Source organism: Asticcacaulis sp. P4_H10 (genome assembly GCF_056400965.1).
In genome coordinates this window covers 144,640-170,879 of the sequence record NZ_JBFUKH010000005.1, presented here as the reverse complement: position 1 = coordinate 170,879, position 26,240 = coordinate 144,640, and the positions used below count along the sequence as shown (strand labels likewise).

27 protein-coding genes are annotated in these 26,240 nt (G+C 61.8%); 9 read left to right on the top strand and 18 right to left on the bottom strand.

What is annotated here, in order from left to right:
• Window position 1 precedes the first annotated feature (1 nt).
• Together AC1DON_RS10745 and AC1DON_RS10740 are read right to left on the bottom strand one after the other, a co-directional pair.
• Window positions 2-829, bottom strand: a complete 828-nt coding sequence (locus AC1DON_RS10745; protein ID WP_476934796.1) for a TPM domain-containing protein — start codon at window positions 827-829, stop codon at window positions 2-4.
• A gap of 26 nt (window positions 830-855) precedes the next feature.
• Complete coding sequence (locus AC1DON_RS10740; protein WP_476934795.1) at window positions 856-1,527, bottom strand: LemA family protein; 672 nt, start codon at window positions 1,525-1,527, stop codon at window positions 856-858.
• 106 nt (window positions 1,528-1,633) lie between these two features.
• Here AC1DON_RS10740 and AC1DON_RS10735 point away from each other — a divergent pair, with 106 nt between their 5' ends.
• Complete coding sequence (locus AC1DON_RS10735; RefSeq protein ID WP_476934794.1) at window positions 1,634-2,143, top strand: CPBP family glutamic-type intramembrane protease; 510 nt, start codon at window positions 1,634-1,636, stop codon at window positions 2,141-2,143.
• On the opposite strand, the gene AC1DON_RS10730 is transcribed toward AC1DON_RS10735, so the two are convergent.
• Window positions 2,140-2,637, bottom strand: coding sequence for a GNAT family N-acetyltransferase (locus AC1DON_RS10730; protein WP_476934793.1), 498 nt, complete (start codon window positions 2,635-2,637; stop codon window positions 2,140-2,142). The two genes, AC1DON_RS10735 and AC1DON_RS10730, sit on opposite strands and share 4 nt — an antisense overlap.
• A gap of 254 nt (window positions 2,638-2,891) precedes the next feature.
• Complete coding sequence (locus tag AC1DON_RS10725; protein WP_476934792.1) at window positions 2,892-3,386, bottom strand: GNAT family N-acetyltransferase; 495 nt, start codon at window positions 3,384-3,386, stop codon at window positions 2,892-2,894.
• 128 nt (window positions 3,387-3,514) lie between these two features.
• Between AC1DON_RS10725 and AC1DON_RS10720 the strand changes: the two genes are divergently transcribed.
• Window positions 3,515-4,381 carry a tetratricopeptide repeat protein gene (locus AC1DON_RS10720; protein WP_476934791.1) on the top strand — a complete coding sequence of 289 codons (867 nt, stop codon included), beginning with the start codon at window positions 3,515-3,517 and terminating at the stop codon, window positions 4,379-4,381.
• Window position 4,382: 1 nt separating this feature from the next.
• Here AC1DON_RS10720 and ald read toward each other — a convergent pair whose 3' ends face one another.
• Window positions 4,383-5,480 carry an alanine dehydrogenase gene (ald, locus tag AC1DON_RS10715; RefSeq protein ID WP_476934790.1) on the bottom strand — a complete coding sequence of 366 codons (1,098 nt, stop codon included), beginning with the start codon at window positions 5,478-5,480 and terminating at the stop codon, window positions 4,383-4,385.
• Window positions 5,481-5,589: 109 nt separating this feature from the next.
• Between ald and AC1DON_RS10710 the strand changes: the two genes are divergently transcribed.
• Window positions 5,590-6,054, top strand: coding sequence for an Lrp/AsnC family transcriptional regulator (locus AC1DON_RS10710; RefSeq protein WP_476934789.1), 465 nt, complete (start codon window positions 5,590-5,592; stop codon window positions 6,052-6,054).
• 37 nt (window positions 6,055-6,091) lie between these two features.
• On the opposite strand, the gene AC1DON_RS10705 is transcribed toward AC1DON_RS10710, so the two are convergent.
• The 5 genes from AC1DON_RS10705 to AC1DON_RS10685 all read right to left on the bottom strand — a co-directional run bounded on the left by AC1DON_RS10705 (window position 6,092) and on the right by AC1DON_RS10685 (window position 8,108).
• Window positions 6,092-6,514 carry a periplasmic heavy metal sensor gene (locus tag AC1DON_RS10705; RefSeq protein WP_476934788.1) on the bottom strand — a complete coding sequence of 141 codons (423 nt, stop codon included), beginning with the start codon at window positions 6,512-6,514 and terminating at the stop codon, window positions 6,092-6,094.
• Window positions 6,511-6,810: a hypothetical protein gene (locus AC1DON_RS10700; RefSeq protein ID WP_476934787.1), complete on the bottom strand. Its 300-nt coding sequence runs from the start codon at window positions 6,808-6,810 to the stop codon at window positions 6,511-6,513. Before AC1DON_RS10700 ends, AC1DON_RS10705 begins: the two co-directional genes overlap by 4 nt.
• On the bottom strand, window positions 6,800-7,420 hold the full coding sequence (locus AC1DON_RS10695) for a sigma-70 family RNA polymerase sigma factor (RefSeq protein ID WP_476934786.1): 621 nt from the start codon (window positions 7,418-7,420) through the stop codon (window positions 6,800-6,802). Before AC1DON_RS10695 ends, AC1DON_RS10700 begins: the two co-directional genes overlap by 11 nt.
• Before the next feature lie 82 nt (window positions 7,421-7,502).
• Window positions 7,503-7,685: a hypothetical protein gene (locus tag AC1DON_RS10690; RefSeq protein WP_476934785.1), complete on the bottom strand. Its 183-nt coding sequence runs from the start codon at window positions 7,683-7,685 to the stop codon at window positions 7,503-7,505.
• Between the two features lie 222 nt (window positions 7,686-7,907).
• Complete coding sequence (locus tag AC1DON_RS10685; RefSeq protein ID WP_476934784.1) at window positions 7,908-8,108, bottom strand: DUF465 domain-containing protein; 201 nt, start codon at window positions 8,106-8,108, stop codon at window positions 7,908-7,910.
• A 165-nt stretch (window positions 8,109-8,273) separates the two neighbouring features.
• Here AC1DON_RS10685 and AC1DON_RS10680 point away from each other — a divergent pair, with 165 nt between their 5' ends.
• The 3 genes from AC1DON_RS10680 (at window position 8,274) to AC1DON_RS10670 (ending at window position 9,837) form a co-directional block, all read left to right on the top strand.
• Window positions 8,274-8,879: a UbiX family flavin prenyltransferase gene (locus tag AC1DON_RS10680; RefSeq protein WP_476934783.1), complete on the top strand. Its 606-nt coding sequence runs from the start codon at window positions 8,274-8,276 to the stop codon at window positions 8,877-8,879.
• The gene (locus tag AC1DON_RS10675; RefSeq protein WP_476934782.1) at window positions 8,854-9,342 is read left to right on the top strand and encodes a TIGR02444 family protein; all 489 of its coding nucleotides are present in this window, start codon (window positions 8,854-8,856) and stop codon (window positions 9,340-9,342) included. The genes AC1DON_RS10680 and AC1DON_RS10675 overlap by 26 nt, the downstream gene beginning before the upstream one ends.
• Window positions 9,343-9,435: 93 nt before the next feature.
• Complete coding sequence (locus AC1DON_RS10670; RefSeq protein ID WP_476934781.1) at window positions 9,436-9,837, top strand: YdcH family protein; 402 nt, start codon at window positions 9,436-9,438, stop codon at window positions 9,835-9,837.
• Between the two features lie 65 nt (window positions 9,838-9,902).
• Here AC1DON_RS10670 and nagA read toward each other — a convergent pair whose 3' ends face one another.
• The 6 genes from nagA to AC1DON_RS10640 form a co-directional block, all read right to left on the bottom strand.
• Entirely contained in the window at window positions 9,903-11,048 is a 1,146-nt protein-coding gene (gene nagA, locus AC1DON_RS10665; protein ID WP_476934780.1) for an N-acetylglucosamine-6-phosphate deacetylase, read from the bottom strand.
• Window positions 11,049-11,076: 28 nt separating this feature from the next.
• On the bottom strand, window positions 11,077-12,144 hold the full coding sequence (locus AC1DON_RS10660; RefSeq protein WP_476934779.1) for an SIS domain-containing protein: 1,068 nt from the start codon (window positions 12,142-12,144) through the stop codon (window positions 11,077-11,079).
• A gap of 113 nt (window positions 12,145-12,257) precedes the next feature.
• Window positions 12,258-12,998: a GntR family transcriptional regulator gene (locus tag AC1DON_RS10655; RefSeq protein ID WP_476934778.1), complete on the bottom strand. Its 741-nt coding sequence runs from the start codon at window positions 12,996-12,998 to the stop codon at window positions 12,258-12,260.
• Between the two features lie 48 nt (window positions 12,999-13,046).
• The gene (locus AC1DON_RS10650) at window positions 13,047-13,835 is read right to left on the bottom strand and encodes a copper homeostasis protein CutC (protein WP_476934777.1); all 789 of its coding nucleotides are present in this window, start codon (window positions 13,833-13,835) and stop codon (window positions 13,047-13,049) included.
• A 3-nt stretch (window positions 13,836-13,838) separates the two neighbouring features.
• Window positions 13,839-14,771: a glucosamine kinase nucleotide-binding domain-containing protein gene (locus AC1DON_RS10645; RefSeq protein WP_476934776.1), complete on the bottom strand. Its 933-nt coding sequence runs from the start codon at window positions 14,769-14,771 to the stop codon at window positions 13,839-13,841.
• A gap of 9 nt (window positions 14,772-14,780) precedes the next feature.
• A complete protein-coding gene (locus AC1DON_RS10640) occupies window positions 14,781-16,061 on the bottom strand; it encodes a sugar MFS transporter (protein WP_476934775.1) in 1,281 nt (426 codons plus the stop codon).
• Window positions 16,062-16,463: 402 nt separating this feature from the next.
• Between AC1DON_RS10640 and AC1DON_RS10635 the strand changes: the two genes are divergently transcribed.
• Both AC1DON_RS10635 and AC1DON_RS10630 read left to right on the top strand, forming a co-directional pair.
• The gene (locus AC1DON_RS10635; protein ID WP_476934774.1) at window positions 16,464-19,103 is read left to right on the top strand and encodes a TonB-dependent receptor; all 2,640 of its coding nucleotides are present in this window, start codon (window positions 16,464-16,466) and stop codon (window positions 19,101-19,103) included.
• Window positions 19,104-19,440: 337 nt separating this feature from the next.
• Window positions 19,441-21,732 (top strand): beta-N-acetylhexosaminidase, encoded by a 2,292-nt coding sequence (locus AC1DON_RS10630; protein ID WP_476934773.1) that lies wholly within the window; start codon window positions 19,441-19,443, stop codon window positions 21,730-21,732.
• 208 nt (window positions 21,733-21,940) lie between these two features.
• Here AC1DON_RS10630 and AC1DON_RS10625 read toward each other — a convergent pair whose 3' ends face one another.
• Window positions 21,941-23,632: a tetratricopeptide repeat-containing sulfotransferase family protein gene (locus tag AC1DON_RS10625; protein ID WP_476934967.1), complete on the bottom strand. Its 1,692-nt coding sequence runs from the start codon at window positions 23,630-23,632 to the stop codon at window positions 21,941-21,943.
• 100 nt (window positions 23,633-23,732) lie between these two features.
• Window positions 23,733-24,908 carry an acyltransferase family protein gene (locus tag AC1DON_RS10620; protein ID WP_476934772.1) on the bottom strand — a complete coding sequence of 392 codons (1,176 nt, stop codon included), beginning with the start codon at window positions 24,906-24,908 and terminating at the stop codon, window positions 23,733-23,735.
• An 83-nt stretch (window positions 24,909-24,991) separates the two neighbouring features.
• Between AC1DON_RS10620 and AC1DON_RS10615 the strand changes: the two genes are divergently transcribed.
• The gene (locus tag AC1DON_RS10615) at window positions 24,992-25,861 is read left to right on the top strand and encodes a LytTR family DNA-binding domain-containing protein (RefSeq protein ID WP_476934771.1); all 870 of its coding nucleotides are present in this window, start codon (window positions 24,992-24,994) and stop codon (window positions 25,859-25,861) included.
• The last annotated feature ends 379 nt before the right edge of the window (window positions 25,862-26,240 follow it).

Below are 26,240 nucleotides of genomic sequence, written 5' to 3'. Positions count from 1 at the left end.
CCTACCAGCTACCCGACGAACCGCCGCCGCCGAACGATCCTCCGCCACCGGAGAAGCCTCCACCGCCGAACCCGCCGCCGCCGCCTCCGCCGCCGCTCCAGCCACCGCCGCCGCCACCGAACAGGTTGCCAAGCAGGAACCACGGCAGCCAGCCGCGCGAGAACAGGATGAAGATGATAATGATGAAGATGATGACGCCGAGCGGCAGGCCGTGTTCGCGGCCCTCGGGCTGGACGTTTGCGGCCGCCTGCGCCTTTTGGATGGCGACGTTGCGGTCGATCGACAGCTGCTGGATGATGGCGTCCGTGCCGGCTTCGACGCCGCCGTCATAGTCGCCCGACTTGAACTTCGGCAGGATGTCGCCCTGGATGATCATGTGCGACATGGCGTCGGTCATGACCGGTTCCAGGCCGTAGCCGACCTCGATACGCACCTTGCGATCATTCGGCGCGACGAGCAGGATCAGGCCATTGTCCTTGTAGGTCTCGCCGGTCGAGGCCTTGACCTTGCCGCTTTGGCCAACGCCCCAGTGGCGGCCAAGCTTATAGCCGTATTCCTCGATCTCGTAGCCCTGCAGGCTGTCGACGGTGACCACCAGTACCTGGTCGGTGGTAGTGTCTTCCAGACCCTTAAGCTTGAGTTCAAGGTCCTGCTCGGTCGCGTCGGACAGGATATTGGCCTGGTCAACGACGCGCTTGCCGCCGTGATCCGGGAACTTCGGATCGGCCAGCGCCGCCGTGGCGATCCACGCCAGCGCAAAGACGATAAGCGCGAGCCAGGGCAAGGCCACCCGGTTCAGGCGGGTTTTATGCAGGGAAAACACCGTCATGGCTGAGTGGCCTTGTTTTTATGAATTCAGTGAGCCGAGGCCGGAGCAGCGGGGGCTGCCGGCTGGGCCGGTTGCGCACCGATATCCGAGAAATCGACGGTCGGAGCGTTTGCGGCGGCAGGGGCTGCGGCAAAATATTCCATCGGCTTCGACGAACCGTACATGGTCTTGGCCCAGATAACGGTCGGGAAGGTGCGCAGAGAGGTGTTGTAGTCCTGAGCGGCGCCATTGTAGTCACGGCGCGCGATGGCGATGCGGTTTTCCGTGCCTTCCAGCTGGCTTTGCAGGGTCATGAAGGCGGCGTTCGACTTCAGGTCCGGATAGCGTTCCTGGATGACCATCAGGCGGCCGAGCGCCGACGACAACCCATCCTGGGCGGCTTGGTATTCCTTGAACTTGGCCGGATCTGAAACGGTCGAAGCATCGACCTGGGCGGTGATCTGCGTCGCCTTGGCGCGGGCTTCGACGACGGCGGTCAGGGTGGTACGTTCCTGGGCGGCGGCGCCCTTGACGGTCGCGACCAGTTGCGGCACCAGGTCGGCACGGCGTTGATACTGGTTCTGCACTTCACCCCAGGCGGCTTTACCGGCCTCTTCCTTGGTCGGGATGGTGTTCATGCCACATCCGGCCAGGCCGAACGCCAGGGCCGCGCCGGCAGCAAGACCGGCCACGAGACGGACAACACGCTTCGAAATCATTTGGGACTCCCTCTGTGACACTATGGGCAGAGAGCATATGATACGCCCCCCGCATCAGTCTTGATGTGGGTGGTCATAAACCATTTTGAAAGGCCTAGGAAGGGGATTGGTTAGTCGTCTGATCTCAGCCTTGACAAGCTGGCCCGACGCGGCCGGATGGCGATGGTGCTTTGTCGTCTCGACAGTGGCGTTGATGACGATCGCCGCTGTTGCCGGCCTGTCAGGCCTTGCGCACTGGCAGCCGGATTTTACGGGCTGGCCGGTACGTCTGGGCATGATCGTGCTGGTGCCCGCACTGAGCGAAGAACTGATCTTTCGTGGGCTGCTGACGCCGACGCGCGGTGAGAGTCGATATGACTACGGGTGGCTCGTGGCGGGCCTCGCAGCCTTCGTTCTTTGGCATGTGGTCGAGGCCCTGACCTTTCTGCCCGGCGCCGCCTATCTGTTTCTCAGGCCGGACTTTCTCGTCTGCGCCGCGATACTGGCGGCCGCGTGCGCCGCCATGCGCTATCGCACCGGATCGTTATGGCCGGCGGTCCTTCTGCACGGTGTGACGGTCTTCGTCTGGCAAACGGCCCTGGGCGGGCCGGGCGTCGCCCGCCTGATGGCGGGTTAATTGCGCAGGTCCTTGTGCATCACGTAGTCGGTAAAGCCGTAGGCGCCGATGCTGACGGGTACTTCGCGGTCGATATTGAACCCGCGGCGCAGGCAGAAATCGATCACCATGTCGTGCTCCTTATGCACGCAGACCGACATGGCCTGGGCCGGGGCGAAATAGTCCTGGACGGCCTGGACCAAAGCCTTGCCAAGGCCGAAGCCGCGATAGTCCGAGAGTACGTAGAGCTTGCTGATCCAGACGCGCGCATCTTCCATGTGGGCGGCGATAAAGCCGACGTCGCGATGGCCGACGCTGATAACCCAGTAGATATGGCCTTTTTCGGTCATGTCGTATTCCAGCACGTCGAGGTCGAACAGGCTGGTCAACATGGCGTCCATATGGTCGGGCGCGATGCGGTGGTGGTGGCACTTTGGCCAGATTTGCAGGGCCAGGTCACGGACAATATCGAGTTCGGCAAGGCTGATCGGCCGGGTACGGGGCGTATAGGGCATTTTGTCTCCCTGTTTTCTCTACTGGGTACGGCAGGTCGGTACATCGCAGGTCAGCACCGTTAAGGCGGCATTAACCGTGTTAACAGCGTATTAATTTGTACCATGGAAGGGATTCGCCGGACAGGCGAGGCACGCTCAAGTCACGCGTTTGTTTACGCGCGGCGTAAAGACGTGAGCGTCAGCGCGCGGTTAGAATTACTGATGCAACAACAGGTATCGTGAAGCATCGATAAACCAATACCGGAAACGGCATTTTAGAGTGCTTTCTGCATTACATAGTCGGTAAAGTCGTATGGCCCCATGGTGACAGGAACCTCGGCTTCGACTTGAAAACCCGAGCGCAGATAGTAGTTGATCGCCGGCGTATTGTCGCGATTGACGTACAGCGCCATGTCCTGGATCGTCAGGGACTGGAAGTGCGCCAGCGCGGCCTCGATCAGCGCCTTGCCCAGCCCCAGGCCGCGATGATCGTCACGGACGTACAGCTTCTTGAGCCAAAGCCGCTCGCCGTCGCGATAGGCGGAGGCATAGCCAACATCGGTATCGCCGTGGCGCACGACCCAGAAGACGTGGCCCTGCTCCAGCATCTCGCGTTCCAGCGCGTCGGTGGCGTACAGCACGGCCAGCATGGCGTCCACACGGTCGGGGCCGATAATGTTGCGATAGCACTTCGGCCAAATGACCAAGGCCAGTTCGCGCACGATTTCCAATTCGTCGACGCCAATTCTGCGGACGCTCAATGTCGTCATGTCCGGGTCTCTGTGTCTCGTTCTATGGGGCTTATTTTTTGTAACTATGGGGACAAACGAACCGATTTCCAAGACTTAAGGGCGATTTTTGCGCTAAAAGCCGGCGGAACTGGGCTTTGGAGGGGAAAATGAAGCAATGGATCGCAGCCACGGTGTGCCTGCTGCTGGCGGCCTGTACCGGCGATCATGTCGATACGGTCGATCAGGCACTGACCTATTGCAATGCCCGGCCCGTGGATAAGCTGAACGATACCAATGCCAAGGACCTGTTCTGCAAGGGCCGAAAGGCCGAAAAACCGGCGGAAATTGCCTATCTCAAGAAAAGCGGGGAGATGGGCTATGCGCCGGCCCAGATCTATCTGGGGTACAGCTATCACCATGGCGAAGGTGTCGCGGCGGACGGCCCGCAGGCGTTGAAATGGTATCTGATGGCGGCCGAACAGGGCTCCGCGGAGGCGCAGAACCAATATGGCTACGTGCTTTTTTACGGTGATGGCGTGCCTGCGCAGCCGGAAAAGGCCGTACCCTGGTTCCGCAAGGCAGCGGACCAGAACTACACCCACTCCCAGACGCTGCTGGCGGAGGCCTATTACGATGGCGAGGGCGTGGCGAAGAACCACGTCGAGGCCTTCCGGCTATATAGCCTGGCAGCCGACAACAACCATTCCTACGCCATCTTCATGACCGGCATGCTCTACATTCGCGGTCACGGCGTCGCCAGGGACGAGGCCAGGGGCGCGCGATTGGTGCAGAAGGCCGCAGAAATGAACATCATTGACGCCCAGGTGGAACTGGGACGGATTTATGAAAAGGGCATCGGTGTTGTGGCGGATGATAGTGCGGCGCTGATCTGGTACGAAGTGGCGGGCATGAACGGTCAGGATACGGCGGACGAAGTGGCCGCGATCTCGGCGCGCCTGTCGCCTGAACAGGTCAAGCAGGCAAGCGCCGACGCTGAAATCAACCTGACCCAGGCAGAACGCAACGCAGGCTGACTTAAGCCGCCGACGGCAGGTTCAGCGCCTCTGCGACCGCCTTGTAGGTGATCTGGCCGCCCGAGACGTTCAGTCCGGCGCGCAGGTGCGGATCGGCGGCCAGCGCTGCCGAGATACCCATCTGCGCCATCTTCACGACGAAAGGCAGGGTGGCGTTGTTGAGCGCCAGGGTCGAGGTCCGCGCCACGGCGCCCGGCATATTGGCAACGCAGTAATGAACGATGTCGTCGACAATGAAGATCGGCTCCTGGTGCGTCGTCGGATGCGAGGTCTCGAAACAGCCGCCCTGGTCGATGGCGATGTCGACCAGCACCGCGCCGGCCTTCATGGTCTTGAGCATGGCGCGGCTGATCAGCTTGGGGGCGGCGGCGCCGGGGATCAGCACGGCGCCAATTACTAGATCGGCCTCAGTGACGGCCTGGGCCAGTGCGGCGCGCGACGAATAGGCTGTCTTGACCCGGCCGCCGAACATCTGGTCGATTTCGACCAGTTTGCGGGCATCGACGTCGAAGACAGTGACGTCGGCGTGCATGCCGGCGGCCATCTGGGCGGCATTGATGCCGGAAACCCCGCCGCCGATGATGACGACTTTTGCAGGGGCTACGCCGGGCACGCCGCCGATCAGGACGCCACGGCCACCGAAGGCCTTATGCAGATAGGTCGCACCGACATGGACCGAGATGCGGCCGGCGACTTCCGACATGGGGCGCAGCAGCGGCAGGCCGCCCTGGGCTTCGGTGACGGTCTCATAGGCGATGCAGGTCGCGCCTGACGCCATCAGCGCTTCGGCCTGCGGCTTGTCGGCGGCAAGGTGCAGGTAGGTGAACAGGGTCTGGTGCGGCTTCAGGCGTGCGCATTCGGGCAGTTGCGGTTCCTTGACCTTGACGATCAGTTCGCCGGCCGCAAAGGTTTCCTCTGCCGTCGGGAGAATATGCGCGCCGGCAGCGACGTAGTCTGAGTCGGAAAAGCCGATGGCGGCGCCGGCCTCGGTCTCGACAAAGACCGCGTGGCCAAGGCGCGTCAGCTCGGCGACAGAGTTGGGGACCAGTCCGACGCGGTACTCGTGAGTCTTGATTTCCTTCGGTACGCTGATCTTCATGGCGGTCGCTCCAAACCGGTTGAAAATGAAATTATAATCCTGTTCCGATGGCAAATTTTCGAAACTTAATGATTTGCCACGGCGACGCGTTGGAGATATTCTCAATTTCATGGCTGGCAGCGATAAATTTTCCGATCTGGACTCCTTTGACCGCGAGTTGATCAAGATACTGCGCGGTGACGCCCGTGCGACCTCAGCTAATCTTGGGGAAGCGGTCGGTCTGTCGCCGTCTGCCGCCCATCGCCGCGTCAAGATTCTCGAGCAGAAGGGCGTGATCACCGGTTATCGCGCCGTCATCGCCGAGAACGTCCAGGGCAAGCAGGGTACGGTCTTTGTGCATGTGACGCTGCAGGACCAGCGTCGCGAGACCTTCGAGAAGTTCGAAAAGGCGGCGGTTGCCTGCGCGGCTATCGAGGAATGCCACCTGATGTCGGGCGAGGCGGATTATCTGCTCAAGATCGTCCTGCGCGAAAGCCTGTCTTATGAGGACGTCCATCGCGATGTGCTGTCGACCATGCCGGGCGTATCCAAGCTGGTATCGCAGTTCTCCATCCGCACCGTTAAGATGGGTTAAACGCGATCTCGCATCAGGCCAGATATCAGGCCAGATATCAGGACTGGCCGTCGACCGTTTTCAGAATTAACGCGCGATCCTTCGCGGACAATTTGTCGGCGGCGTCGAGCAGCATGTCCTCGGCGACCCCTTGCGCGGCATTGGTCTTGGCGCGCAGATCCTCGAACCGTTTCCTGGCTTCGGCGCGGTTGTAGTTGGGGCTGGCGATGTAACGCGCCAGTTCGTGGCGGGCCTGGTGGGCCTCTTTTAGCCGTGTGTGCAGCAGCGGACGCGTCTGTTCCAGGCTGGGGCGGACGGCGTCCTGCGACACTTTCGGCAATTGCTGGATATGCTGTTCGGTAAGCGTGACCGGGGCGGGTTCTGTTTTACGCGCGTGCATGCGCAACAGAGCCGCACCCTGTACGAGATTCAATGCGATAAGGACGGCGATCACGCCACCGATGGCCAGGCGATTGTTCATATAGCGGCGTCCGCCATCAGCGCCACGCCGGCGACATTGACCGGGGCGTCAGAGGGAGCGCTGCCCAGCCCGAAACCGAGCAGCAGGCAGGCCATGCCGGCCGCCAGCTTGTAACCCAGGCCGTAGCGCCAGTCCGACAGGCCGCGCGTCAGTTGATTCATGAGGGCTTCCGCCCACGGACGCGTCTGGGGGTGCGCCATGGCGCCGCGCAGCATGCGATCCGCAGCCGCCGGATCCATGCCGGGCACCTGCCATTGCCGCAGGCGGGTCTTTAACCGGTCGTCTTCACTCGTCATCGCTTAAACTCGCTTTCAGGGCCTTGCGGGCGCGAAACAGAAAACCCTCCAACTGCTTGAGGTTCAGGGACATGATGCGCGCCGCCTCAGGCTGCGTAAAGTCTTCATAGTAGCACAGGACGACCGCCGTCTTTTGCTGTTCGGGCAGGACGGCGACCGCGGCGGCGATGCGCCGGGCCTCGAAGCTGCGTATCCAGCCAGCATCGCTGCTTCGGTCGGGGTCGGCCAGGTGGTCGCTGAAGGTCTCGATATCCTCGGCGTCGGGCGGGCGCCTGCGCATGCGGTCGAGCGCGCAGCGGACGAGGATGCTGTAAAACCAGGTGGAAAAGGCGGCGCGGCCGGCATCGAAACGCGCGGCGTTGCGCCAGACCTTGGACAGGGCATCCTGCACGGCCTCTTCGGCGTCTTCGCGATTATGCGTGATGCGAAAGGCAATGGCGTGGCCCTTGGCCATGTGGCGGCCAGCCAGCAGGCGGAAGGCGAGGGCGTCACCCCGTGCCACCCGTGGCATCAGGTCGGCGTCAGACGGCGAAACCGTACTGGCAGCGCGCGTGGGACGAGCCGCAGGCGGGGTAGACAGGTCAAGAAAAACGCGGATAGCCTGGGACATTGGGGATACGCAACCTGCGTGGCGCTTGGGGTAAGGCCGGGAGACCGCACCACGCAGGTTTTGAACTCCGCTTGTGGCGGAATTAGGCCGGCTTTTGTGCGGTCTTTTCGGCCGTCTTGTGATGCTTGTGCGCCTTGGCCGGCTTTGCTGTAGAGGCAGCCGGCGCCTTGGTGGCCGGGGCCGAAGCCGGTGCAGCGACGACGCTGCCGGCCAACAGGGCGGCGGCGACGAACAGTGGGGCGGCGATCAGGGTCTTCGAGGTCATGAGCGTGTATTCCTTTGGGGGCCAGAGCCGGCGGGCATCATCGTCCGCCTGTTTCTGATACGCACGGTTTTCGCGTTCCCCCCTGCGGACGGAATAAATTTTTTTGCATGACCTCAAAAGTGCAATGAAAAACCCCCGAAGGCCCAGCCTTCGGGGGTTTTCGAAGTCCCGGTCTCCGCCCTGCAGGCGGTCGTCCGGGCCTTGATTATGTTTGGATGAGCCTCACTGCAGCATGGGCTCCACGACTTCATGTCGCATGAGTGACTTGATACGCTCGATTTCTTCCTTCAGCTTGAGCTTCTTTCGCTTCAGCTCGCCAAGGTATAAGGAGTCCACGGAGGGTGAACGCTCTTCGCGGGCTATGATGGATTTGAGGGATTGATGACGATGGTCGAGTTCGCGCACTCTCGCTTCAATGGTCATGAGGTTATCCTTCGCTTCGCGCCGGACACTGCGTCCGGCCCACGTATGGAACACCCGTAAACGGCGAATGTAGAATCACATTGAGTTACATAAGCATCACAGAAACGAGAGAAACTTGGTTAGACAAAGCTTAAATGCTTATTGTCCGTGCCCTGTATAAAGAAAATGACAGAAAATAAAGTAACACAAAGACTTACTGTTGCGATTAGCGGCGCGTCCGGAGCGATTTACGGCATCCGGGCGCTAGAGATGTTGCGCCGTGCAAGGATCGAGTCGCATCTGATCGTCTCCAAGGCGGCAAGCCTGTCCCTGACAGCTGAAACCGACCTGTCGCTGGCCGACGTCCATGCCCTGGCCGACGTGGTGCATAAGCCCGCTGATATCGGCGCCTCGATCGCTTCGGGCTCGTTCCGGACGCTGGGCATGCTGATCGCGCCGTGCTCGATCCGCTCGATGAGCGAAATCGCGACCGGAGTGACGTCGTCGCTGATCAGCCGCGCCGCCGATGTCTGCTTGAAGGAGCGCCGCAGGCTGGTGCTGATGGTGCGCGAAAGCCCGCTGCACCTCGGCCACCTGCGCACCATGGCGGCGGTGACGGAGATGGGGGCGATCGTCGCGCCGCCCATGCCGGCCTTCTATACGCGCCCGCAAAGCCTCGACGAGATCATCGACCAGAGCGTGGCGCGCGCGCTCGACCTGTTCGGCATCGAGACCGGTATGAAGCGCTGGGGCGAGGACGCCAACCTTGAAGGTTCAAGCCTTGACGACTGACTTCTGGGAGTGGGCCCTGAACGCTTACGGCCGTGAGGACGTGGCCGAGGCCTGCCTGGCGCTCCAGGACGATCACGATCAGTGCGTACCCCTGCTGTTATGGGCGGCATGGCGGGCGAACGATGGAGTCGGCGTCGGCGCAGCCGAAGCGGTGAAGGCGGCGGGAATCGCCCGTGTCTGGGCTGATGAGGTTGTGGGACCTCTGCGGCAGGTGCGTCGCCGCCTGAAGAGTGCACTGGAAAACGGTGATGACGCGGTGCGGCTGCCGCTGCGTGAAAAAATAAAGGGGCTGGAACTGGAGGCCGAACGTGCGCTTATGCACCGGCTAAGCGGCATCTCCGAAGAAAAAACTCAGGTAAAACAAAAGTTTGTCGACGCCCTTATGGCGGCCGCGCGGGCATGGGCGACGGAGGTGCCAAAAGAGGGCCTTAACCGCCTTGCCGAGGCCCTTACCAAGGCGTGATTTTTGCGTTATGATGGCGGGGTTCGGGGCGCTTACAGGCGTCTATTATGTCCTTATACGTCAACCCCTTAGGGCAGAGAGGAGTCGTCTTTTATGCACGACGACAGCAACATCCGCAGTTTGCGCGCCGGCGACGGGCTGCACCTGATCAAGACCGAGGGGGATGTAGCCAAGGGCGATGTAGAAAGACGTGTGGCGCAACGCCGTGACGGTGAGCCGGTTCTGGGCCTGGTGCCCCATATCGAACTGGCCCAGGCCGACGACCTCGATCCAACGGTTCGCGAACTGCCGATCAATGCCGAGACTGTGGGGATGCGCAACCAGGTTGCGCTTCTGAAGCAGGAGCACAAGGATCTCGACGAATCGATTCTGGCTCTGGAAGCTGTGCCTCTGCCGGATCAGATTTTGATCGCCCGCCTGAAGCGCAAGAAGCTGGCCGTGCGCGACAGGATCTCGAAGCTTGATGACAAGATCAATCCGGACATTATTGCCTAAGGTGCTTGAGACGCAAAAAGGCCCGCCATCGCAGACCGATGGCGGGCCTTTTTATTTTCGCCGGCTTAGGCGGCCAGGGCTTCATCCACGCTGGCGCCGATAAAGGTGGCTTGAATGCTCAGTTCCTTGTCCAGCCACACAATATCGGCACGCTGGCCGATGCTGAGGCTGCCACGCGCAGCGCCAAGGCCCAGGAATTCCGCTGGCGCCGTAGCGGCCATGATGGCGGCATCGACGATCGACGCGTCCGCCAGTTGAATGGCATTGCGGACGGCGGTGACCATGTCGAGGTCCGAGCCCGCCAATGTCCCATCAGGTCCTACGCAGACGCCGTTCTCGACGTGGATAGTCTGGCCGTTGAGCACGAAGGTCTTGGTCGCTGAGCCGACGGTCGGCATGGCGTCGGTCACCAGCATGAAGCGGTTGGCCGGACGGGTGCGCAAGGCGACCTTCAGGACCGGCCAGTCGACGTGGTGGCCGTCCATGATCAGGCCAGAGAAGCTATCAAGATCTTCCAGCGCTGCGCCGACAACGCCGGGCGCGCGGTGCAACATGGGCGTCATGGCATTGAACAGATGGGTAAAGCCGGTAACGCCTGCCTTGAGTGCTTCGACCGTCTGGGCATAGGTCGCATTGGTGTGGCCGGCGGCGATAATGACACCGGCGGCGCGCAGTTCGGCGATATCCTCGGGCGCGCAGCGTTCCGGAGCCAGCGTCACCATGGTCTTGCCGCGCTTCAGGCTCTTGAGCAACGCCTTCGATTCGGCATCCAGGGTCCGGAACAGGTCGGCATTGTGGATGCCTTTCTTTTCCTTGGAAATGAACGGCCCTTCGATGTGGATGCCGAGCACGCCCGGCACGCCGCGTTCGACGGCTTCCTCGGTGGCGCGCATGGCGCGGTCGATGACGCTCAGCTCATCGCTGATCAGGGTCGGCAGATAACCTGTCGTGCCGTAAGGGCGATGGGCCCGGCCGATGGCGGCGATACCGTCAGCATGGGTGTCGTCGTTGAACAGTACACCGCCACCACCATTGACCTGAGTGTCGATAAAGCCAGGCAGCAGGAATCCGCCGCGTACATCGATTGCGTCGCCGCGTACCGTCTCGCCCGGCAGGATCTGGGCGATAGTTTCGCCTTCGCAGACGAGCGCCCCCTGGACGATGCCTGAAGGCGTAACGATCTGCGCGTTGTTGAATACCGTCTTTTTCATAGTCGTCCCGGCTGAAAGCCTTGGAAAATTAAAGGGTCTTTGTGACCTTGTTGAGGTGCGGCGGGCTATCCGGATCGAGGCCGCGCGCGACCGACAGGCTGTTGGCCAGGCGGTAGAAGCTCTGGATTTGCAGGATCGGTTCCAGCGCGGGCGCGGTCGCAAGCGCCGGCAGGTGGATGGCGCCTTCAAGCGCCGCGCCGTCCGCCACCATGACCTTGGCGCCGCGCGACACGAATTCGGCGGCAACTTCGCGCACGCCTTCGCCGGCGATATCAGAGGTGGTGAAGGCCAGGATCGGGAAACCATCATTGACGATGGCCATCGGGCCGTGGCGGACTTCGGCCGACGAGAAGCCCTCGGCATGTAGGGCGCAGGTCTCCTTGAGTTTCAGAGCCGCTTCCTGGGCCACGGCGAAGCCATAGCCCCGGCCGATGACGAACAGGTTGCGCGCCTCGGTCAGCGCGGGCAGGGCCGGCGTCCAGTCGAGTGCAAAGGCGGCCTTGAGCTGTTCCGGCAGTTCCGCCAGGGCGTCGCTCAACGCGTCATCGCCAGCCCAGCCGGCGGCAATGGCGGCCAGGCCGACCAGCGACACGATATAGCTCTTGGTCGCCGCAACCGACTTTTCCGGACCGGCCTTCAGCGGCAGCAGTTCGTCGGCCAAAGCGGCCAGCGGGCTTTCCTCGTCGTTGACGAGCGCGATGACAAAGGCGCCGGACTTCTTGTGCGCCTCGACGGTCGACAAAAGGTCGGGCGAACGGCCGGACTGCGAGATGGCGATGCACAGCGAATCGCTGGCCACGACGGGTGCGGCATAGATCGACGCAACCGACAGCGCCGCCGAAGAGGTCGGCACGCCCGTAAGGGTCTCGATCAGGTACTTGCCGAAGGTCGCGGCGTGGTCCGATGAGCCGCGCGCACAGGTCGTCACCGAACGTGGCGGCTGGGCCTTCAGGCGCGCGGCGATGCGCTTGAGCGTTTCGCGGTTGTGCGTCAGGAAGCGCTGCGCTGCGTCGCCGGCTTCGGCGCTTTCGGCGAACATCAGGGTGGATTCGGGCTTCAACATGGGCGGCTTCAACATGGCGTCATCGTGTGGCATTCGTTATTCCTTGGGGAGGTAGATCGGAATGAAGAGATCATTCCGATCTTTTTTTGTTTGGCGCGATAAAGGCGAAAACCGCTTTCACTTTTCGCCATATCGCTTGTGGGGACTCAGCCTAAGTCGTTCAATTCGGCGACGACGTCGTAGGCATCCCCACGGTAGTAGGATTGGGTAAATTCGGCCGCGCGGCCATCGGCCAGGAAGCCACGGCGTTCGATGAACAGGCCGGCGTCGCCGGGCTTGATGCCCAGACGTTCCGCCTGGTCGGCAGTGAAGTTGATGGCGCGCAGGCGTTGAAGCGCGCGCACCGGGCGGTGACCGGTCTTCTCCAGCGCCTCGTAGAGCGAGGCGCCGACCATATCCAGCGCGGTCAGGCAGTAGCCGGGAATGGTCGAATATTCGAGCGCCATGGTCTGGCCGTCGGCATAGCGCAGGCGGTGGAAACGATAGACCATTGCGCCGGGCGACAGGCCCAGCGACAGCGATTCTTCCGGCGTGACAGCGCCGGCCGACTTGGAGACCCATTCCGAATGGGGCTTGCGGCCACGCGACATCATGTCTTCCGAGAAGGAGGACAGTTTCGAGAAGCTCTTTTCGACTCGGCTGGCGACAAAGGTGCCGGCGCCACGGCGGCGCGTCAGCAGGCCTTCGGTGACCAGGCCGTCGATCGCCTTGCGCACGGTGATACGCGAGACGTCGAAATCCTCGGCCAGGTCGCGTTCCGGCGGGATGGCGTCGTCCTGATGCAGCTGGCGGCTCTGGATGGCCTCACGCAGGACGCGCTGCAATTGCAGATACAGAGGAGAGGGGTCGTCCTTGGCCAGGCGGCCAACGGATTCAGCAAATGACATCAGGCGTTTCCATGTTGTCTAGATTGGTTGTCTTCCCGGTCAGGCAACTCATTGGCGGCCACCTTGACGTAACGTCGTTTCTATCGATTCCAGCGCGGCGCGCATAGTCTTGATAAGGTTTTCGTCCGTGCCGCGCTGACCGGCGCGCAATTGCTGGGCCAGCCAGTCGCGATCGTTTGCGGCCGCGCCGGGGACAAAGGCCGGGGCGGCGCACGAGGCATGCAGGCTGCGCACGCCACCAGACAGAACGATTTCGGCGGCATTGTCATGCGTGACGCCAACGCCTGCCAGAATTTCTATGCGGCCGGCGGCTTGTGTTACCAGGGCTTTCAGGCCGTCCACGCCGTCGCGGGCTGTACGTGCGCCACCGGCTGTAAGGATGGTTTTCATGCCAAGACCGATGACGGTTTCAAGCGCTGCGCCCTGATCGGGCGTCAGGTCGAAGCTGCGGTGGATGGCGGTTTCAAGGCCTGCCGCTTGGTCGCACAGGATTCGTAAAACGCTTTCGTCAAGCTCACCGGACGGATGGTTGGCGCCGAAGACGACGCCGGCCAGGCCAAGTGCGCGTACCGTATCGATGTCGGCGCGCATGGCGTCGAGCTCATCGCGATTGTAGGTGAAATCGCCGCCGCGCGGCCGGATCATGACGCGTGTCGGCACGCCGCAGCCTGCCGCGATCTGCATCAGTCCAATGGAAGGTGTGACGCCGCCGATAGACAGGGCCGAGCACAGTTCGATCCGGTCAACGCCGGCGGCCGCGCCTGAGCGCACACCGGCCGCCGTATCGGTGACCAGTTCGAACAGGATACAGGCATTGATGGGACAAGCGCTGTCCATGGCTCAGACCTCAACCGGCAGCGGGGTCATGCCGTTGCCGATGCCGTTTTCATGGCCGTGCGCCATCAGGATCGCGCCATCGAGTGCATCCAGTTCCGGCTCGGCCAGGATGGACGCGGTCCACGGCGCCAGCCACGGCGCCATCGGCTTGGCCATGCCACCGACCAGACAGACCTTGGTGCAGCCGAGTTCGTTCAGACGGTGGATATAGCGGCCGAGGTCCTGCGACGATTGTTCGACCAGGGCGACGGCGACCGAATCGCCTTCGTCGGCATGGAGCATGGTCAGCGGCGCCAACTGGCCGAAGTCGCGCGGCTTGGCGGTGGTGACCCAGTGGACGATGTCCGCCGGATGTCCGCCGAAATGTGCGATCACCGCGCGGGTGAAGTTGGTGGCAGGCGCCAGTCCGTCCCAGCCGTTCAGGGCAGCGCGGATGGCCTCGCGTCCCAGCGAGGCCGCGGAACCGGCGTCGCCGACCTCGAAGCCCCAGCCGCCGACAGGATGGCCCTTGCTATCAACCCAGGCATAGGCTGCCGATCCTGTGCCGGCGATAAGCAGTCCGCCGTCCCGTCCCGAAAAAGCGCCCAGGCATGCCGTGTGCGCGTCTGTGGCGGCGTCGATCCGGGCAAAGCGCGGCCCGCCCTTCACCGTCTTTTCCACGTCTGACGCGTCGGCGATCCCTGCCAGCCCGAGGCCAATGCTGATCCGGTCCCACGACATCGAAGGCTGCTCGGCCTGGCTGAGGGCCTGGTCGAGCGCGGCCAGGATATTGGTCCACACCAGGTTCAGGCCCAGCCGGATATTGCCGGGGCCGCCTTCGGCCTGGCCCAGCAGGCGGCCGGAGGCGTCGCGCAGGCGGACGCGGCAATGGGTGCCGCCACCGTCAACGCCGGCGAAGAGCAGGGGGGTATTGGAGCTATTCGAGACGAAAGACATGAGCGAACCTTAGGCTTTCTTGCCCTTTGAGCCGGCAAGCAGGCCGAAGAACAGGATATAGGCGTAGCAGACGACCATCAGCGCCATGAAGACGAGCTGGAAGTCATAGTGTTCCTTGAGGAAACCATAGAGCGCCGTGATGACGCCGCCGCCTGCGATGCCCATGACCAGGAAGGCCGAGCCCAGTTCGGTCAGCTTGCCCAGGCCCTTGATGCCCAGCGGGAAGATGGCCGGCCACATCATGGCGTTGGCAAAGCCAAGCGCGGCGACGAAGCCGACGCTGACATAGCCCTTCGTCAGGAAGGCGCCGATCGTCAGGACGATGCCGAGGATAGCCGACCAGGTCAGGTACTTTTCCTGGGTGATGAAGCGCGGGATGGTGATCAGGCCGACAATATAGCCAACGATCATCGCCACCAGCGTCGCCGAGGTGAAGTACTTGGTGACGTCGAGCGGCAGGCCGAAACTGTTGCCATAGGTGGCGATGGCGTCGCCCGCCATGACCTCGGCGCCGACGTAGAAAAAGATCGCCAGGAAGCCGAACAGCATCTGCACGATGGCAGCCCCGGAGCCCTTGCCCGAATCGGGATTGGCGTCGTCACCCAACGCCGGCAGGGGCGAGAACCAGACAAAGACCGCCAGGGCGACAAGGAAAGCCGCGACAATCAGATACGGCGTGTGGATACGGGCCGCGAAGGTGTTGAGGATGGCGTCGCGCGCTGCGGGATCGTTGGCGGCGGCTTCGACCTGGGCGGCCAGGTCGCCGATGCCATGCAGGATCAGCGTGCCGACGATGATCGGCGCCAGGAAGCCCGCGCCCTTGTTGAACAGGCCGAGCACGGCGATACGCTGGGCGGCGCTATCGATGGGGCCCAGGACCGAGATGTACGGGTTGGATGCGGTCTGCAGGATCGACAGGCCACCGCCGATGATAAACAGGCTGGTCAGGGTGCCTGCGAAATGTCTGCTGGCAGCGAATTGTGCGAAGCAGGCGGCGCCGATCGCCATGACGACTAGGCCCGCGGCCATACCACGCTTCATGCCGATCTTCTTGAGCAGAAACGCTGCCGGGATCGAGAGGAAGAAGTAGGACAGGTAGAAGACCGATGGGACCAGAAGCGCCACGCTGTCGCTGACGTGAAAGGCAACCTTGGCAAAGGTGATCAGCGGGCCATTCAGCCAGGTCACAAAGCCAAAGATAAAGAACAGCAGGCAGAACAGAAAGACTGCGCCCCAGGGCGTTTTTTGTGGTGTTGCGCCGGATGCGGTTGTGGACGGTGTCACTGGCATGGGTTTTCTTCCTCCCCCGATATAATACCAATTGGCATAAGTGGTATGGCTTATTTGAATCCAAATTGCAATCGATGTAATGCGGAATCTAACATCAGCCGTCCATATCCGCCAAATTAATGTTGTTTCCTTAATTTAATGGGCCATTCCAACCGTTTCCGCGACATTATTATCACAAAGCCTGTGGGATTCATCCCTTTTGCGCTGCGGCGAAAAAATTAAAGTTGACACTTTTTTAAATCCAAAGTTAGCGTCCGGTCCCAAGATAGGTACTTTAATGGTCCCATATGGTATCGTGGTGGTCTGCTCTGGTGCCTGTCGAGCAGAGTAATGCGGCATACAAAATCGGGTTTTTTGGGCTGGCCTATGCCGCAGGCGAGCGCAAATTAGGGAAAGCATCACATGAATTTCAAACGTCATATCCTCATGACAAGCGCCGTGGCCTCGATCGCTCTCGGTCTGTCGATGGGCGCCGGCGTGTCCGCGGCCCAGGCCCAGGACAGCGCTTCGGACACCGACGCGGTCGTCGTCACAGGCATCCGCAAATCGCTGCAAAGCGCGCTGAAGCAAAAGCGCAATTCGGACCGCGTGTCCGAAATCATCACCGCTGAAGATATCGGCAAGTTCCCGGACAAGAACGTTGCCGACTCGCTGGCACGCGCCACTGGCGTCAACGTCGTCACCGGCTCGGCCAATGCCGGCGGCTTCGGTGAAAACGAGCGGATCTCCATCCGCGGCACTGACCCGACGCTGAACCTGACCCTGATGGACGGCCACAATGTCGCGACCGGCGACTGGTTCGTCCTGGATCAAACCAATGGCGGCCGTTCGTTCAACTACACCATGCTGCCCTCCGAAGTCGTCGGCACGGTCGAGGTCATCAAGGCGTCGTCGGCAGACCTGCCCGAAGGTGGCATCGGCGGCACGGTCGATGTCCACGTACGCAAGCCGCTGGATATGAAGGCCGGCCAGTTCAACATGTCGGCCCAGGCCATGTATGCCACGCTCGCCGAAGAATGGACGCCCAACGTATCCGGCATGTATTCCTGGCGGAACGACAACAAGGACTTTGGCTTCCTGATCGGCGGCTATTATGAGAAGCGCCAGTTCCGCCGCGATGGCCAGGAAGTCCTGGGCTATGGTGCGGTCGCCAACTTCGCCGGTTCGGGCAAGACGCTGAACGTGCCGTCGCTGATCGGCTCGGCCTACTTCACGCAGGAACGCGTCCGCAAGGGCGGCAACTTCATGATGCAGTGGAAGTCGGACAAGCTCGATCTCGCCTTCTCGGGTCTCTATACGCACCTGGCGGCCGACAACGAAAACCACAACTTCATGCTGTGGGGCTCGAAGCTGGCCAGCCAGACGCCGAACAGCTACACGGCGACGGGTGATTACGTCACCTCGGCGACCTGGGATGCAACCAAGGCCGCCGCGGCCGGTGGTGCGATCGTCCAGGATGATATCTTCCGCAAGGCGCACTCCAGCACCTACGTGCTGAACCTCGACATCGGCTATGATTTCACTGACAGCTTCTCGATGAACGGCCAACTGGGCTTTACCTCGGGCGAAGGCGTCACAGACGACACCGCCGCGTGGGAAACCTATTGGGATAATGTTGGCGCCAGCTATACGCTGGGCAAGGTGACCAATGTCGCCTTTGCCGGCCTGCCGACCGATCCGGCCTCGGCCGCTTACCTGAACAACAAGTTCAGCTGGTCGTGGGGCGGCACCATCAAGTCGCCGGACAAGGAAGCCTACGGCAAACTCGACTTCAAGTACGACCTGAACAGCGGCATCTTCAAGGCGATCCAGTTCGGCGGGCGCTTTACCGACCATAGCCGCGTCCTGGACTACCTGGCCTATGCCTGGGCGGGTAACGGCGCCAACAGCGGCACGTCCGCCGTCGATCTCGGCAGCGTGTTCAAGGGCGGCATGACGCCGGACAACTACGCTGACGATCTGGGCAGCATCCCCGGCTACTCCTACGCCGACGCCGATGCCGTCTACGCCTTCCTGGACGCCAACAATGGCGGCCGTCAGTTCGCCTTCTATCCGCCGGCGAGCTTCAGCGTCGAGGAAAAGACCACCGCTCTTTACGCCATGACCAAGCTGGCTGGCGACAACTGGCGTGGTAATGTCGGCCTGCGCGCCGTTCAGACGAAAACGATGTCCACGCAATGGTCGGGCAATGCGCCGGTCAAGTCGGTGACTAACGTTTTTGGCTCGTTCGGTTCGGAAACGACGACGAAGGAATACTGGGACTATCTCCCCAGCGCCAACTTCACCCTCAACGCCTCCGACACGCTGGTTATCCGCGCCGGCGCCGCCAAGGTGATGACGCGTCCGGGCTATGCCCAGCTGGCCGGGGCCTTCTCGCTGGTCGACTCGAACCTGACCGGTTCGGCGGGCGGCAATCCAAACCTGGAACCGTACCGCGCATGGCAGTACAACCTGGGTGCGGAATGGTACTATGCGCCTGAGGCCCTGCTGTCGTTCGGTGTCTTCAACCTCGACATCGACAACTACATCACGACCGAGACCTTCACGCAGTTCTTCAAGACCATCCAGACGCCGAACGGCGCCAACTTCACGATTTCCGGCCCCGCCAACGGCGGCAAGGCAACCGCAAAGGGCTTCGAGTTCAGCGTTCAGCAGCCGCTGGACTACGGCTTCGGCTTCATCTTCAACTACACCTATGTCGACGCTAAATACGACAATGGCGATCCGCTGGATGGCAATTCGAAGAACACCTTCAACCTGACGGGTTACTACGAAAACGACGCCGTCACGGCCCGCCTGGCCTACAACTTCCGCTCCAAGTTCAACTCGGGCAAGGATCGCGGCACGGTCATGTGGCAGGACGACTTCGGCACGCTCGACGGTTCGTTCAGCTATAACCTGAATGAGCACGTCGCCCTGACGCTCGACGCCCAGAACCTGCTGGGTGAGAACCTCTACTACTTCGTCGGCACGCCGGACATCCCGCGCGCCTTCTACGACAATGGGCAGTCCTACTATGTCGGCTTCCGTCTGAAGTACTGATTTGTAACAGCGTAAACCGGGCCGGAGCGTTGCACCTCCGGTCCGGCTGTCTTGCCTTCTTCCCGTTTTTGCCTCGCGGCTCCCCTCTTTCGCCGTGCGGCACATCCGAAGCCCGTGCCATTCGTATATCGGTTGTGGCAGGCGCCTGGTCCGTGTGCTGTCTTTGTGTCCATCTCCTGATGGTGAAAGACCAGGACGAAGCCCGCCATCGCACCGGATGCTCCCGATGCGGTTTTCGGATTTACTCATGAGCAGGTCCCACCCAGTGGACCTGCTCTTTTTTTAAGACGCTGCCCGAAGCCATGTCTATGCTTTCAAAACCCTAAGGGAACCGCCGATGGCCTTTGCCCGCCCGTTGATCGTGTCGTTGGCCGTCCTGGCCCTTGCTGCGCCAGCCTTGGCTGCACCAGCGCCCGCAATTACGCCCATGCCGGCCCGGATGACCGTTTCCGAGGGCGCCTTCGTCCTCAGCAACGCCACGCGCATCCATGTCCCCGCTGGCGATGCCGAACTGATGTCTGTCGCCGAATATCTGCGTGACACGCTGAAGGCCCAGCGCGGCCTGAAGCTGAAAATCACTACGGCCGCCCCGACTGAGGGCGTGGGCGTCATCCGCCTGACTCGCATCCAGACCCTAGTCGCCGAAGACAACGAAGCCTATCATCTGACGGTCGATTCCGACGGGGTGACGATCGGCGCTGTCAGCCGCGCAGGCGCCTTTTACGGTGTCGTATCGCTGTGGCAACTGGCGACGCCCGAAGCCGGAAAGGGCAAGGTGGAGCTTCCTGCCGTCAGCATCTTCGACACGCCGCGTTTCAAATGGCGCGGCCTGATGATCGATTCCGCGCGCCATTTCCAGACGCCCGCCGACATCAAACGCATTATCGATGCCATGGCGTCGCAGAAACTCAACATTCTGCAGTGGCATCTGACCGACGACCAGGGCTGGCGTCTGCACATCAATGCCTACCCGAAGCTGACCGAGGTCGGCGCGTGGCGGCAACCGGCAGGAGCGGCGGGATTCGACAAGAGCGGCAAGCCAATAGGTTACGGTGGCTTCTACACGCAGGAAGAGGCGCGTGACGTCGTCGCCTATGCCGCCGCGCGCAACATCACCGTCGTGCCGGAAATCGACATGCCGGGCCACGCCACGGCCGCCATCACCGCCTATCCGGAGCTGGGCACCGAAGGCACAAAGCCTAAGCAGGGCATGTCCGACTGGGGCGTTTATCCCAACCTCTACAATATCGACGACAGAACCTTCACCTTCCTGACGACGGTGCTGGACGAGGTCATGGCCATCTTCCCCAGCCCCTACATCCATATCGGCGGCGATGAGGCCATCAAGCCGCAATGGGAACAGAGCCCGGCGATCCAGGCGAAGATAAAGGCGGTGGGCCTGAAGGATGAGATGGCACTGCAAAGCTGGTTCATCACCCGCATCGGCAAGCACATCTCGGAGAAGGGCCGGCGCATGATCGGCTGGGATGAGATACTGGAAGGCGGCATAGCGCCCGACGCGACGATCATGAGCTGGCGCGGACTGGATGGCGCGGTCACGGCGGCGAGAATGGGCCACGATACGGTGCTGTCGCCGGCGCCCGACCTGTATCTCAACCATCGTCAGAGCCTGTCGGGTGATGAGCCGCCGGGCCGGGGCAAGGTCGTGACGCTCAAGGACTATTACGGCTTCAATCCTGAGCCCACCGCGATTGATCCTGAGGCGCACAAGCATATCCTGGGCTTGCAGGCCAATATCTGGACCGAGCACGCGAGGACGACCGAGCGCGTTGAACGCCAGGTCTTTCCGCGCCTGACCGCCCTGGCCGAAGTCGGTTGGAGCGCGGCCGATGTGCGCACATGGGATGGCTTCGCTAAACGCCTGCCAGCCAATCTTAACCGGCTGGATAAGCTGGGCATTCGTTACGATAAGGCCGCGTTCGATGCGGTGCCGGAGCTTTCGCCAGCTGATGGTGGCGTGACGGTCGGGCTCAGCCGCAGCCTTGAGCTCGGGCAGGTGCACTACACGACCAACGGTAAGGCGCCGACGGCGGCATCGCCGGTCTATGGCGCGCCATTGACCCTGGCTATGGGCACGAAGCTGACGACGCGCACCTTCCTGGATGGTCAGGCGCTGGGGGCGCCCAGGACATTGATGCTCAGCCAGGCTGCGCTTGAGACACGCTCCAGTCAGCAGATGGGGACATGCGATACCAAGCTGGTGCTCAATCTCGAAGACGATGGTGGTGAACGCGCCGTGGTCCTGACCGATATCCTGCATCCGTGCTGGCTGTGGCGGGGCGCGGATACGTCGAAAGGTCTGGCAATCACGGCCGAGGTCGGCAGCCTGCCATTCAATTTCCAGCTCGGCAATCACCCTGAGCCGCCGAAGGTCGATGCGCCGGTGTCGGAGGCCGGCGAGCTGAACGTCCATCTCGGCACTTGTGAAGGTCCAGTCGTTGCGTCCCTGCCGCTGGGCGATGCGGGCAAGAACAGCGGGATTTCGGTGCTGAAGGGAACTATTCCCGCGACGACCGGCACAAACGACCTGTGCTTCGGCTTCGGCCAGAAAACCCCGCCGCCGCAGTGGGTGGTAAAGAGTATCAGGCTGACGGCGCAAGGGAAGTAAGGAAGAGGCCCCGCCCACCATCTGCTCCGCAGACGGTCCCCCCTCCCCATAAATGGGGAGGGCGAAATATGTGCAATTCCAACGTCTTGTTATACAGGTGCGACGGAAGTTAGGGGTAGGTTTGTCACTATCAAGCCGATCTTCGCTCTCCCCATTTATGGGGAGGGGGGACCGCCGTTAGGCGGTGGGCGGTGCCTCTTTCTAAAATCTAAGCTTCGTTCGCGTACAGACTATAGCCCAGCGCCTCGACGACCGGCGCAATCTGCCCAAACCACGGCGACAACTGGCGCTCGTAATGGCGCCAGCGGCTGACCGAGCGATCGTTCAATGGCTTAGACACCTGGGCATAGGACGGCGTCGGCGCATGACGGCGGTTTTCATGGAAGCGCAGCGTCGCCTCGTCGAAACTCAGGCCGCACCAGTCGAGCACCTGCTGCGTCACGGCTTCCTGATTGGCGATGAAGGCTTCGTAGTGCACGGTCAGGACGGGATGGTCCAGCACCTCATCGTAATGCGCCGTCAGGTCATGCATGGTCACCATATGGCGGATGATGCTGTCGATCGCATAGCCGCTGTTGTGGCCGTGCGTCAGGTTATGCGACAGCATCGACACCGCCACGTCCAGCGGATGACGGATCATACGTATGATCGGTGCGTGCGGGAAGGCCAGGCGGATCAGCGGCAGGTGTGCGTCATTGAGCGGCATCTTGTCGGTGAACAAAGGCCTGGCGTCGCGCGTAATCCCATAGGTTTCGGCGCGGCCGAGATAGTGGTCTCGCATCAGCCCCGGAATGTGGTGATAGTCGGCGGCCTCTATATGCACCAGCCGCTGCGGGAAGGCGTCCGTGCCAGGCAGGACGTTTTCGAGCAGCGCCCGCCATTCGTGCACGAACGGCAGTTCTCCGCCCGCTGCCACATCCGGGTGGCTGTTGAGCATCTGCTCGATCATCGTTGTGCCCGATCGCGGGAAGCCCATGATAAAGATCGGTTGCGGGCCGGAACGTGCGGTGGCGCGGGGCAGGCGGCCGAGCGTCTCGCGCGTGAAAACCGACTTCAGCGCCGTCGCTTCGGCTTCGACCTGGGCTGCATCGTAATGCGCGCCCATTTCACGCGCCAGCCGCGCCTTGGCCTGGACAAAACCCGTCCACGCCTCTTCATGCCGATCAAGGCGGTCGAGCAGGCGGGCGCGGTCGAGCTGCGCCGCGGCGCTTAAGGGGCCGCGCTTGTCTATCAGCTCCAGCGCATCCTTCACCTTGTCGCCGTTGCTGAGGTACAGCGCGCGCAGCAACGTAAAATCCTCGCCGGTCTTCTTGCCGGCCTGTTCGGCGCGGTCGAGCCACAGCCAGGCATTGATCATGTCGCGCCTTGCCTCATAGACACGCGACAGGTGGGCCATGGTCATGGCCTGCGGCTCCATCCGGCACGATTGCAGCAGCAGTGGTTCGGCCTCGTCGAGCCGGCCCTGGTTGTAAAGACAGAGCGCCAGGTTGATCAGCAATTGCGGGTGAGGACCGGCCAGTTCCAGGGCGCGGCGATTGTGGAATTCGGCCGCCGGCAGGTCGTCCTTTTCACCCAGGATAACGGCCAGTTGCAGGTGTGCCTGCGGATCGTCGGGCCGGGCGATCAGGGCCTGGCGCGCGGCGGTTTCCGCACCCTTGCGGTTGCCTGCACCGTGCAGCAATTGCGTCAGGTCGTGCAGCGCCCACGGGCAGGCCGGATCGTAGCGGATGGCCTGGCGCATCGTCTCCTCGGCGCCCTTGACGTCGCCGCGCGCCTGAAGAATCACGGCCTTCAGCTCCAGGGCATCGAGATCGTCGGGGTGTTCTTTCAGGCGCATGCCACACAGACTTAAGGCCGCCGAAAAGTCGCGGGCTTGATAAGCCTGTCGGCCACGAAGCACCAGGGGATGTGCGACCGGAGTGGGTTGGAGCAGAGACAAGGGACGCGCCTCACGGAACCTGTAAATACCACGGTTACACTAGGCAGATTCCCTGTAATGCTCAAGCATTGCTTGCAGAGGCCGATTTGCCCTTCGAAAGCGGTAACCCGAATAGCGGCCGCAATGGCGATATTGCCCTGACAATCAGGTAGCTGAGCCAGCATCCTCCTGCGGTTGCGACGATAAGTATCGTCGCCTCGATGGCGATCGGCAGGTGCAACCGGTTGAGATTATAGGCAAAAACGACGATCAGGGTCTGATGGACAATATAGAAGGGAAAGATGGCTTCGGTCAGTGTCCGGCGAAGTGGGCCATCGGCATGGACGAGATGGCGCCTGGCAAAACCCAGCAGGGCGAACATCATGAAGACGGCCTGGCAAGCTTCGAGGAAGGTGCCGACGACCCAGGCGATTTCGAGCGGCATCGGCAAGGCGTTCGCGTAGTAGAGGTGACGCAGCCAGCTGACGGCCGCATAGGCGACGAGGCCGATGACGAGGCTAAGCCAGCGTGATTTGGCAGCGATATCGAACAGGCGGTCGAAACGTGCCGACAGCGCCCCCAGCAGGAAGAAGCCGAAGGAATGGGTGTGTACGGTCCAGTCGCCGACCAGGGCGTGGGTGTCTTCGAAGCGCGGCTGCATGACCGCTTGTGCGAACCAGTAAAGCGCGATCGGAATGGCGAAATAGACGGGGGCGGGCAGACGCGTTGCCCAGTTCAACGGGATGCGCTTCAGCACTGGCCACAGGGCCGCGAAGACGAGGCTGTAGACCAGCAGATAGACGACGTACCACAGGTGGTTCCAGGTGGGGACGGTCAGGCAGCCTTCGTGGTCGCACCAGCCGGAGTATCCCGTCAGGTACTTACCGTAGAAGTCGAGATATCCGGCTGAGAAGTGGATATCCGAGACGATCTCGTAATAGCTCTGCGGCGGGACGATCACCAGCATGCCGAATAGAAGCGGCCAGAACAGGCGGGTGAACCGCGAGCCCGCCAGCCGCAATGCGCCGAGCTTGCCGGCGAGGAAGACGGTGGCCACGCCCGATATGAAGAAGAGCAGGTCGAGCCGCCACGGATTGACCAGCAGCATCAACGGTTCGATGGCGGGACTGGCGTGGTCGCTTTTCACGTGCCAGCCCCAGGTCACGTAGAACATGCCGATGTGGTAGAAGATCAGAAGCCCGAAGGCGATGATGCGCAGCCAGTCGAGGTCGTAACGGCGGGTGGTAGAGGTCGTCATGAAAAGCTCCCGTGGATGTCTTCCTCCTGACACGCCGCATCTTTTGCGCTAAGCTCGCATACACGAGTGGATTTGAGGCTGGGATGAACGGGGAGACGGCTGGGACAGGCGGCGGCGGGCCAGGGACGAGCGGGGAGCGCTTGCCGTGGCAGCGCTTCCCGCTGCTTTTCGGTGTGTTGGCCGCATTCCTGATCTTCGTCTGCAGCGTCAATGTCTCGTCGAACCTGATTGAGGATCCGCCTGGCCATCGCAGCTTCCAGGTCTGGGAGCCGTTCCTGTGGGAGGTCTCCAGCGTCGCTGCCATCCTCGTCCTGTTTCCACTGGTCTGGGTGGCCTATTGGCGCCTATACTGGCGCGGCCGGCCGCTATGGCAGGCCTTGGCCATCCATGCCGTCATCGCCGTGCTGTTTTCGCTGGGGCATATCGGTATCATGGTTGTGATCCGGGTTGCCGGATACGCATTGGACGGCGCGCGCTATGACTTCGCCCGGGGCGATCTGGGCCTGCAACTGATCTACGAGATGCGAAAGGACGCCGTCAGCTATTTCGTCCTGTTTGGCGCCTGCTGGGTTCAGGACCGGCTGATAACGCGTCAGGCGCCGCCACATAGGCCTGGACGCCTAGAGGTGAAGGCCGATGGCCGTACACATTATCTGGACCCGACCGATGTGCTGGCGGTTGAGGCAGCCGGCAACTATGTCGAATTCCATCGCATTGGAATAGACAAGGCGCTGCTGGTGCGGGGGACGCTCAACCAGTTCGAGGCGGAGTTGAATCCGCATGGTTTTGTCCGCATCCATCGCTCAAAGCTGATCAACTGCAGCCGCATTGCCGGTTTCGAAGGCACGCCGTCGGGTGACCTGCGTATTCGTATGACCGACGGCCGCGAAATCTTCGGCAGCCGCCGGTATCGCGAGAATCTGGAAAACAAGGCGGCTGTGGATCGGGCGTGAAGGGTTAACCACGGACAGGCACTGAAGGGCGCTGCGCGCCGACACGGAAGAGGCACGGAATTCGAGCTTGAACGGCTGGGTTTGAGTGCGTGAAAACGATCAAAGATTGGTCCACAGATTACGAGATTGCTAGATTTATCCGCGTTTGCGGAACTACAGCGCGCCGCGACCTCAAACAGATGACGGCGCTATGCGCCGTCGGGAAATGCAACAGGGGCACTTCACTATCCATCTGAACGGACAGTCTGTGCTAATCTGGGTAATCTGTGGACCACACCTTTGCGTATAGGTCACACGCTCAGGCTCAGATATTAAGCTCGAATTCCGTGCCTTTTCCGTGTCGGCGCGCAGCGCCTTTCAGTGCCTGTCTGTGGTTAAG

Coding starts and splice junctions, on each gene's coding strand:
- AC1DON_RS10690 (WP_476934785.1), bottom strand. CDS start 7,685: ATGACCTCGAAGACCCTGATCGCCGCCCCACTGTTCGTCGCCGCCGCC.
- AC1DON_RS10620 (WP_476934772.1), bottom strand. CDS start 24,908: ATGACGACCTCTACCACCCGCCGTTACGACCTCGACTGGCTGCGCATC.
- AC1DON_RS10640 (WP_476934775.1), bottom strand. CDS start 16,061: ATGCCAGTGACACCGTCCACAACCGCATCCGGCGCAACACCACAAAAA.
- AC1DON_RS10705 (WP_476934788.1), bottom strand. CDS start 6,514: ATGAACAATCGCCTGGCCATCGGTGGCGTGATCGCCGTCCTTATCGCA.
- AC1DON_RS10660 (WP_476934779.1), bottom strand. CDS start 12,144: ATGCCACACGATGACGCCATGTTGAAGCCGCCCATGTTGAAGCCCGAA.
- AC1DON_RS10695 (WP_476934786.1), bottom strand. CDS start 7,420: ATGTCCCAGGCTATCCGCGTTTTTCTTGACCTGTCTACCCCGCCTGCG.
- AC1DON_RS10645 (WP_476934776.1), bottom strand. CDS start 14,771: ATGTCTTTCGTCTCGAATAGCTCCAATACCCCCCTGCTCTTCGCCGGC.
- AC1DON_RS10635 (WP_476934774.1), top strand. CDS start 16,464: ATGAATTTCAAACGTCATATCCTCATGACAAGCGCCGTGGCCTCGATC.
- AC1DON_RS10745 (WP_476934796.1), bottom strand. CDS start 829: ATGACGGTGTTTTCCCTGCATAAAACCCGCCTGAACCGGGTGGCCTTG.
- ald (WP_476934790.1), bottom strand. CDS start 5,480: ATGAAGATCAGCGTACCGAAGGAAATCAAGACTCACGAGTACCGCGTC.
- nagA (WP_476934780.1), bottom strand. CDS start 11,048: ATGAAAAAGACGGTATTCAACAACGCGCAGATCGTTACGCCTTCAGGC.
- AC1DON_RS10630 (WP_476934773.1), top strand. CDS start 19,441: ATGGCCTTTGCCCGCCCGTTGATCGTGTCGTTGGCCGTCCTGGCCCTT.
- AC1DON_RS10730 (WP_476934793.1), bottom strand. CDS start 2,637: ATGCCCTATACGCCCCGTACCCGGCCGATCAGCCTTGCCGAACTCGAT.
- AC1DON_RS10650 (WP_476934777.1), bottom strand. CDS start 13,835: ATGGACAGCGCTTGTCCCATCAATGCCTGTATCCTGTTCGAACTGGTC.
- AC1DON_RS10680 (WP_476934783.1), top strand. CDS start 8,274: ATGACAGAAAATAAAGTAACACAAAGACTTACTGTTGCGATTAGCGGC.
- AC1DON_RS10685 (WP_476934784.1), bottom strand. CDS start 8,108: ATGACCATTGAAGCGAGAGTGCGCGAACTCGACCATCGTCATCAATCC.
- AC1DON_RS10710 (WP_476934789.1), top strand. CDS start 5,590: ATGGCTGGCAGCGATAAATTTTCCGATCTGGACTCCTTTGACCGCGAG.
- AC1DON_RS10670 (WP_476934781.1), top strand. CDS start 9,436: ATGCACGACGACAGCAACATCCGCAGTTTGCGCGCCGGCGACGGGCTG.
- AC1DON_RS10700 (WP_476934787.1), bottom strand. CDS start 6,810: ATGACGAGTGAAGACGACCGGTTAAAGACCCGCCTGCGGCAATGGCAG.
- AC1DON_RS10725 (WP_476934792.1), bottom strand. CDS start 3,386: ATGACGACATTGAGCGTCCGCAGAATTGGCGTCGACGAATTGGAAATC.
- AC1DON_RS10615 (WP_476934771.1), top strand. CDS start 24,992: ATGAACGGGGAGACGGCTGGGACAGGCGGCGGCGGGCCAGGGACGAGC.
- AC1DON_RS10740 (WP_476934795.1), bottom strand. CDS start 1,527: ATGATTTCGAAGCGTGTTGTCCGTCTCGTGGCCGGTCTTGCTGCCGGC.
- AC1DON_RS10720 (WP_476934791.1), top strand. CDS start 3,515: ATGAAGCAATGGATCGCAGCCACGGTGTGCCTGCTGCTGGCGGCCTGT.
- AC1DON_RS10655 (WP_476934778.1), bottom strand. CDS start 12,998: ATGTCATTTGCTGAATCCGTTGGCCGCCTGGCCAAGGACGACCCCTCT.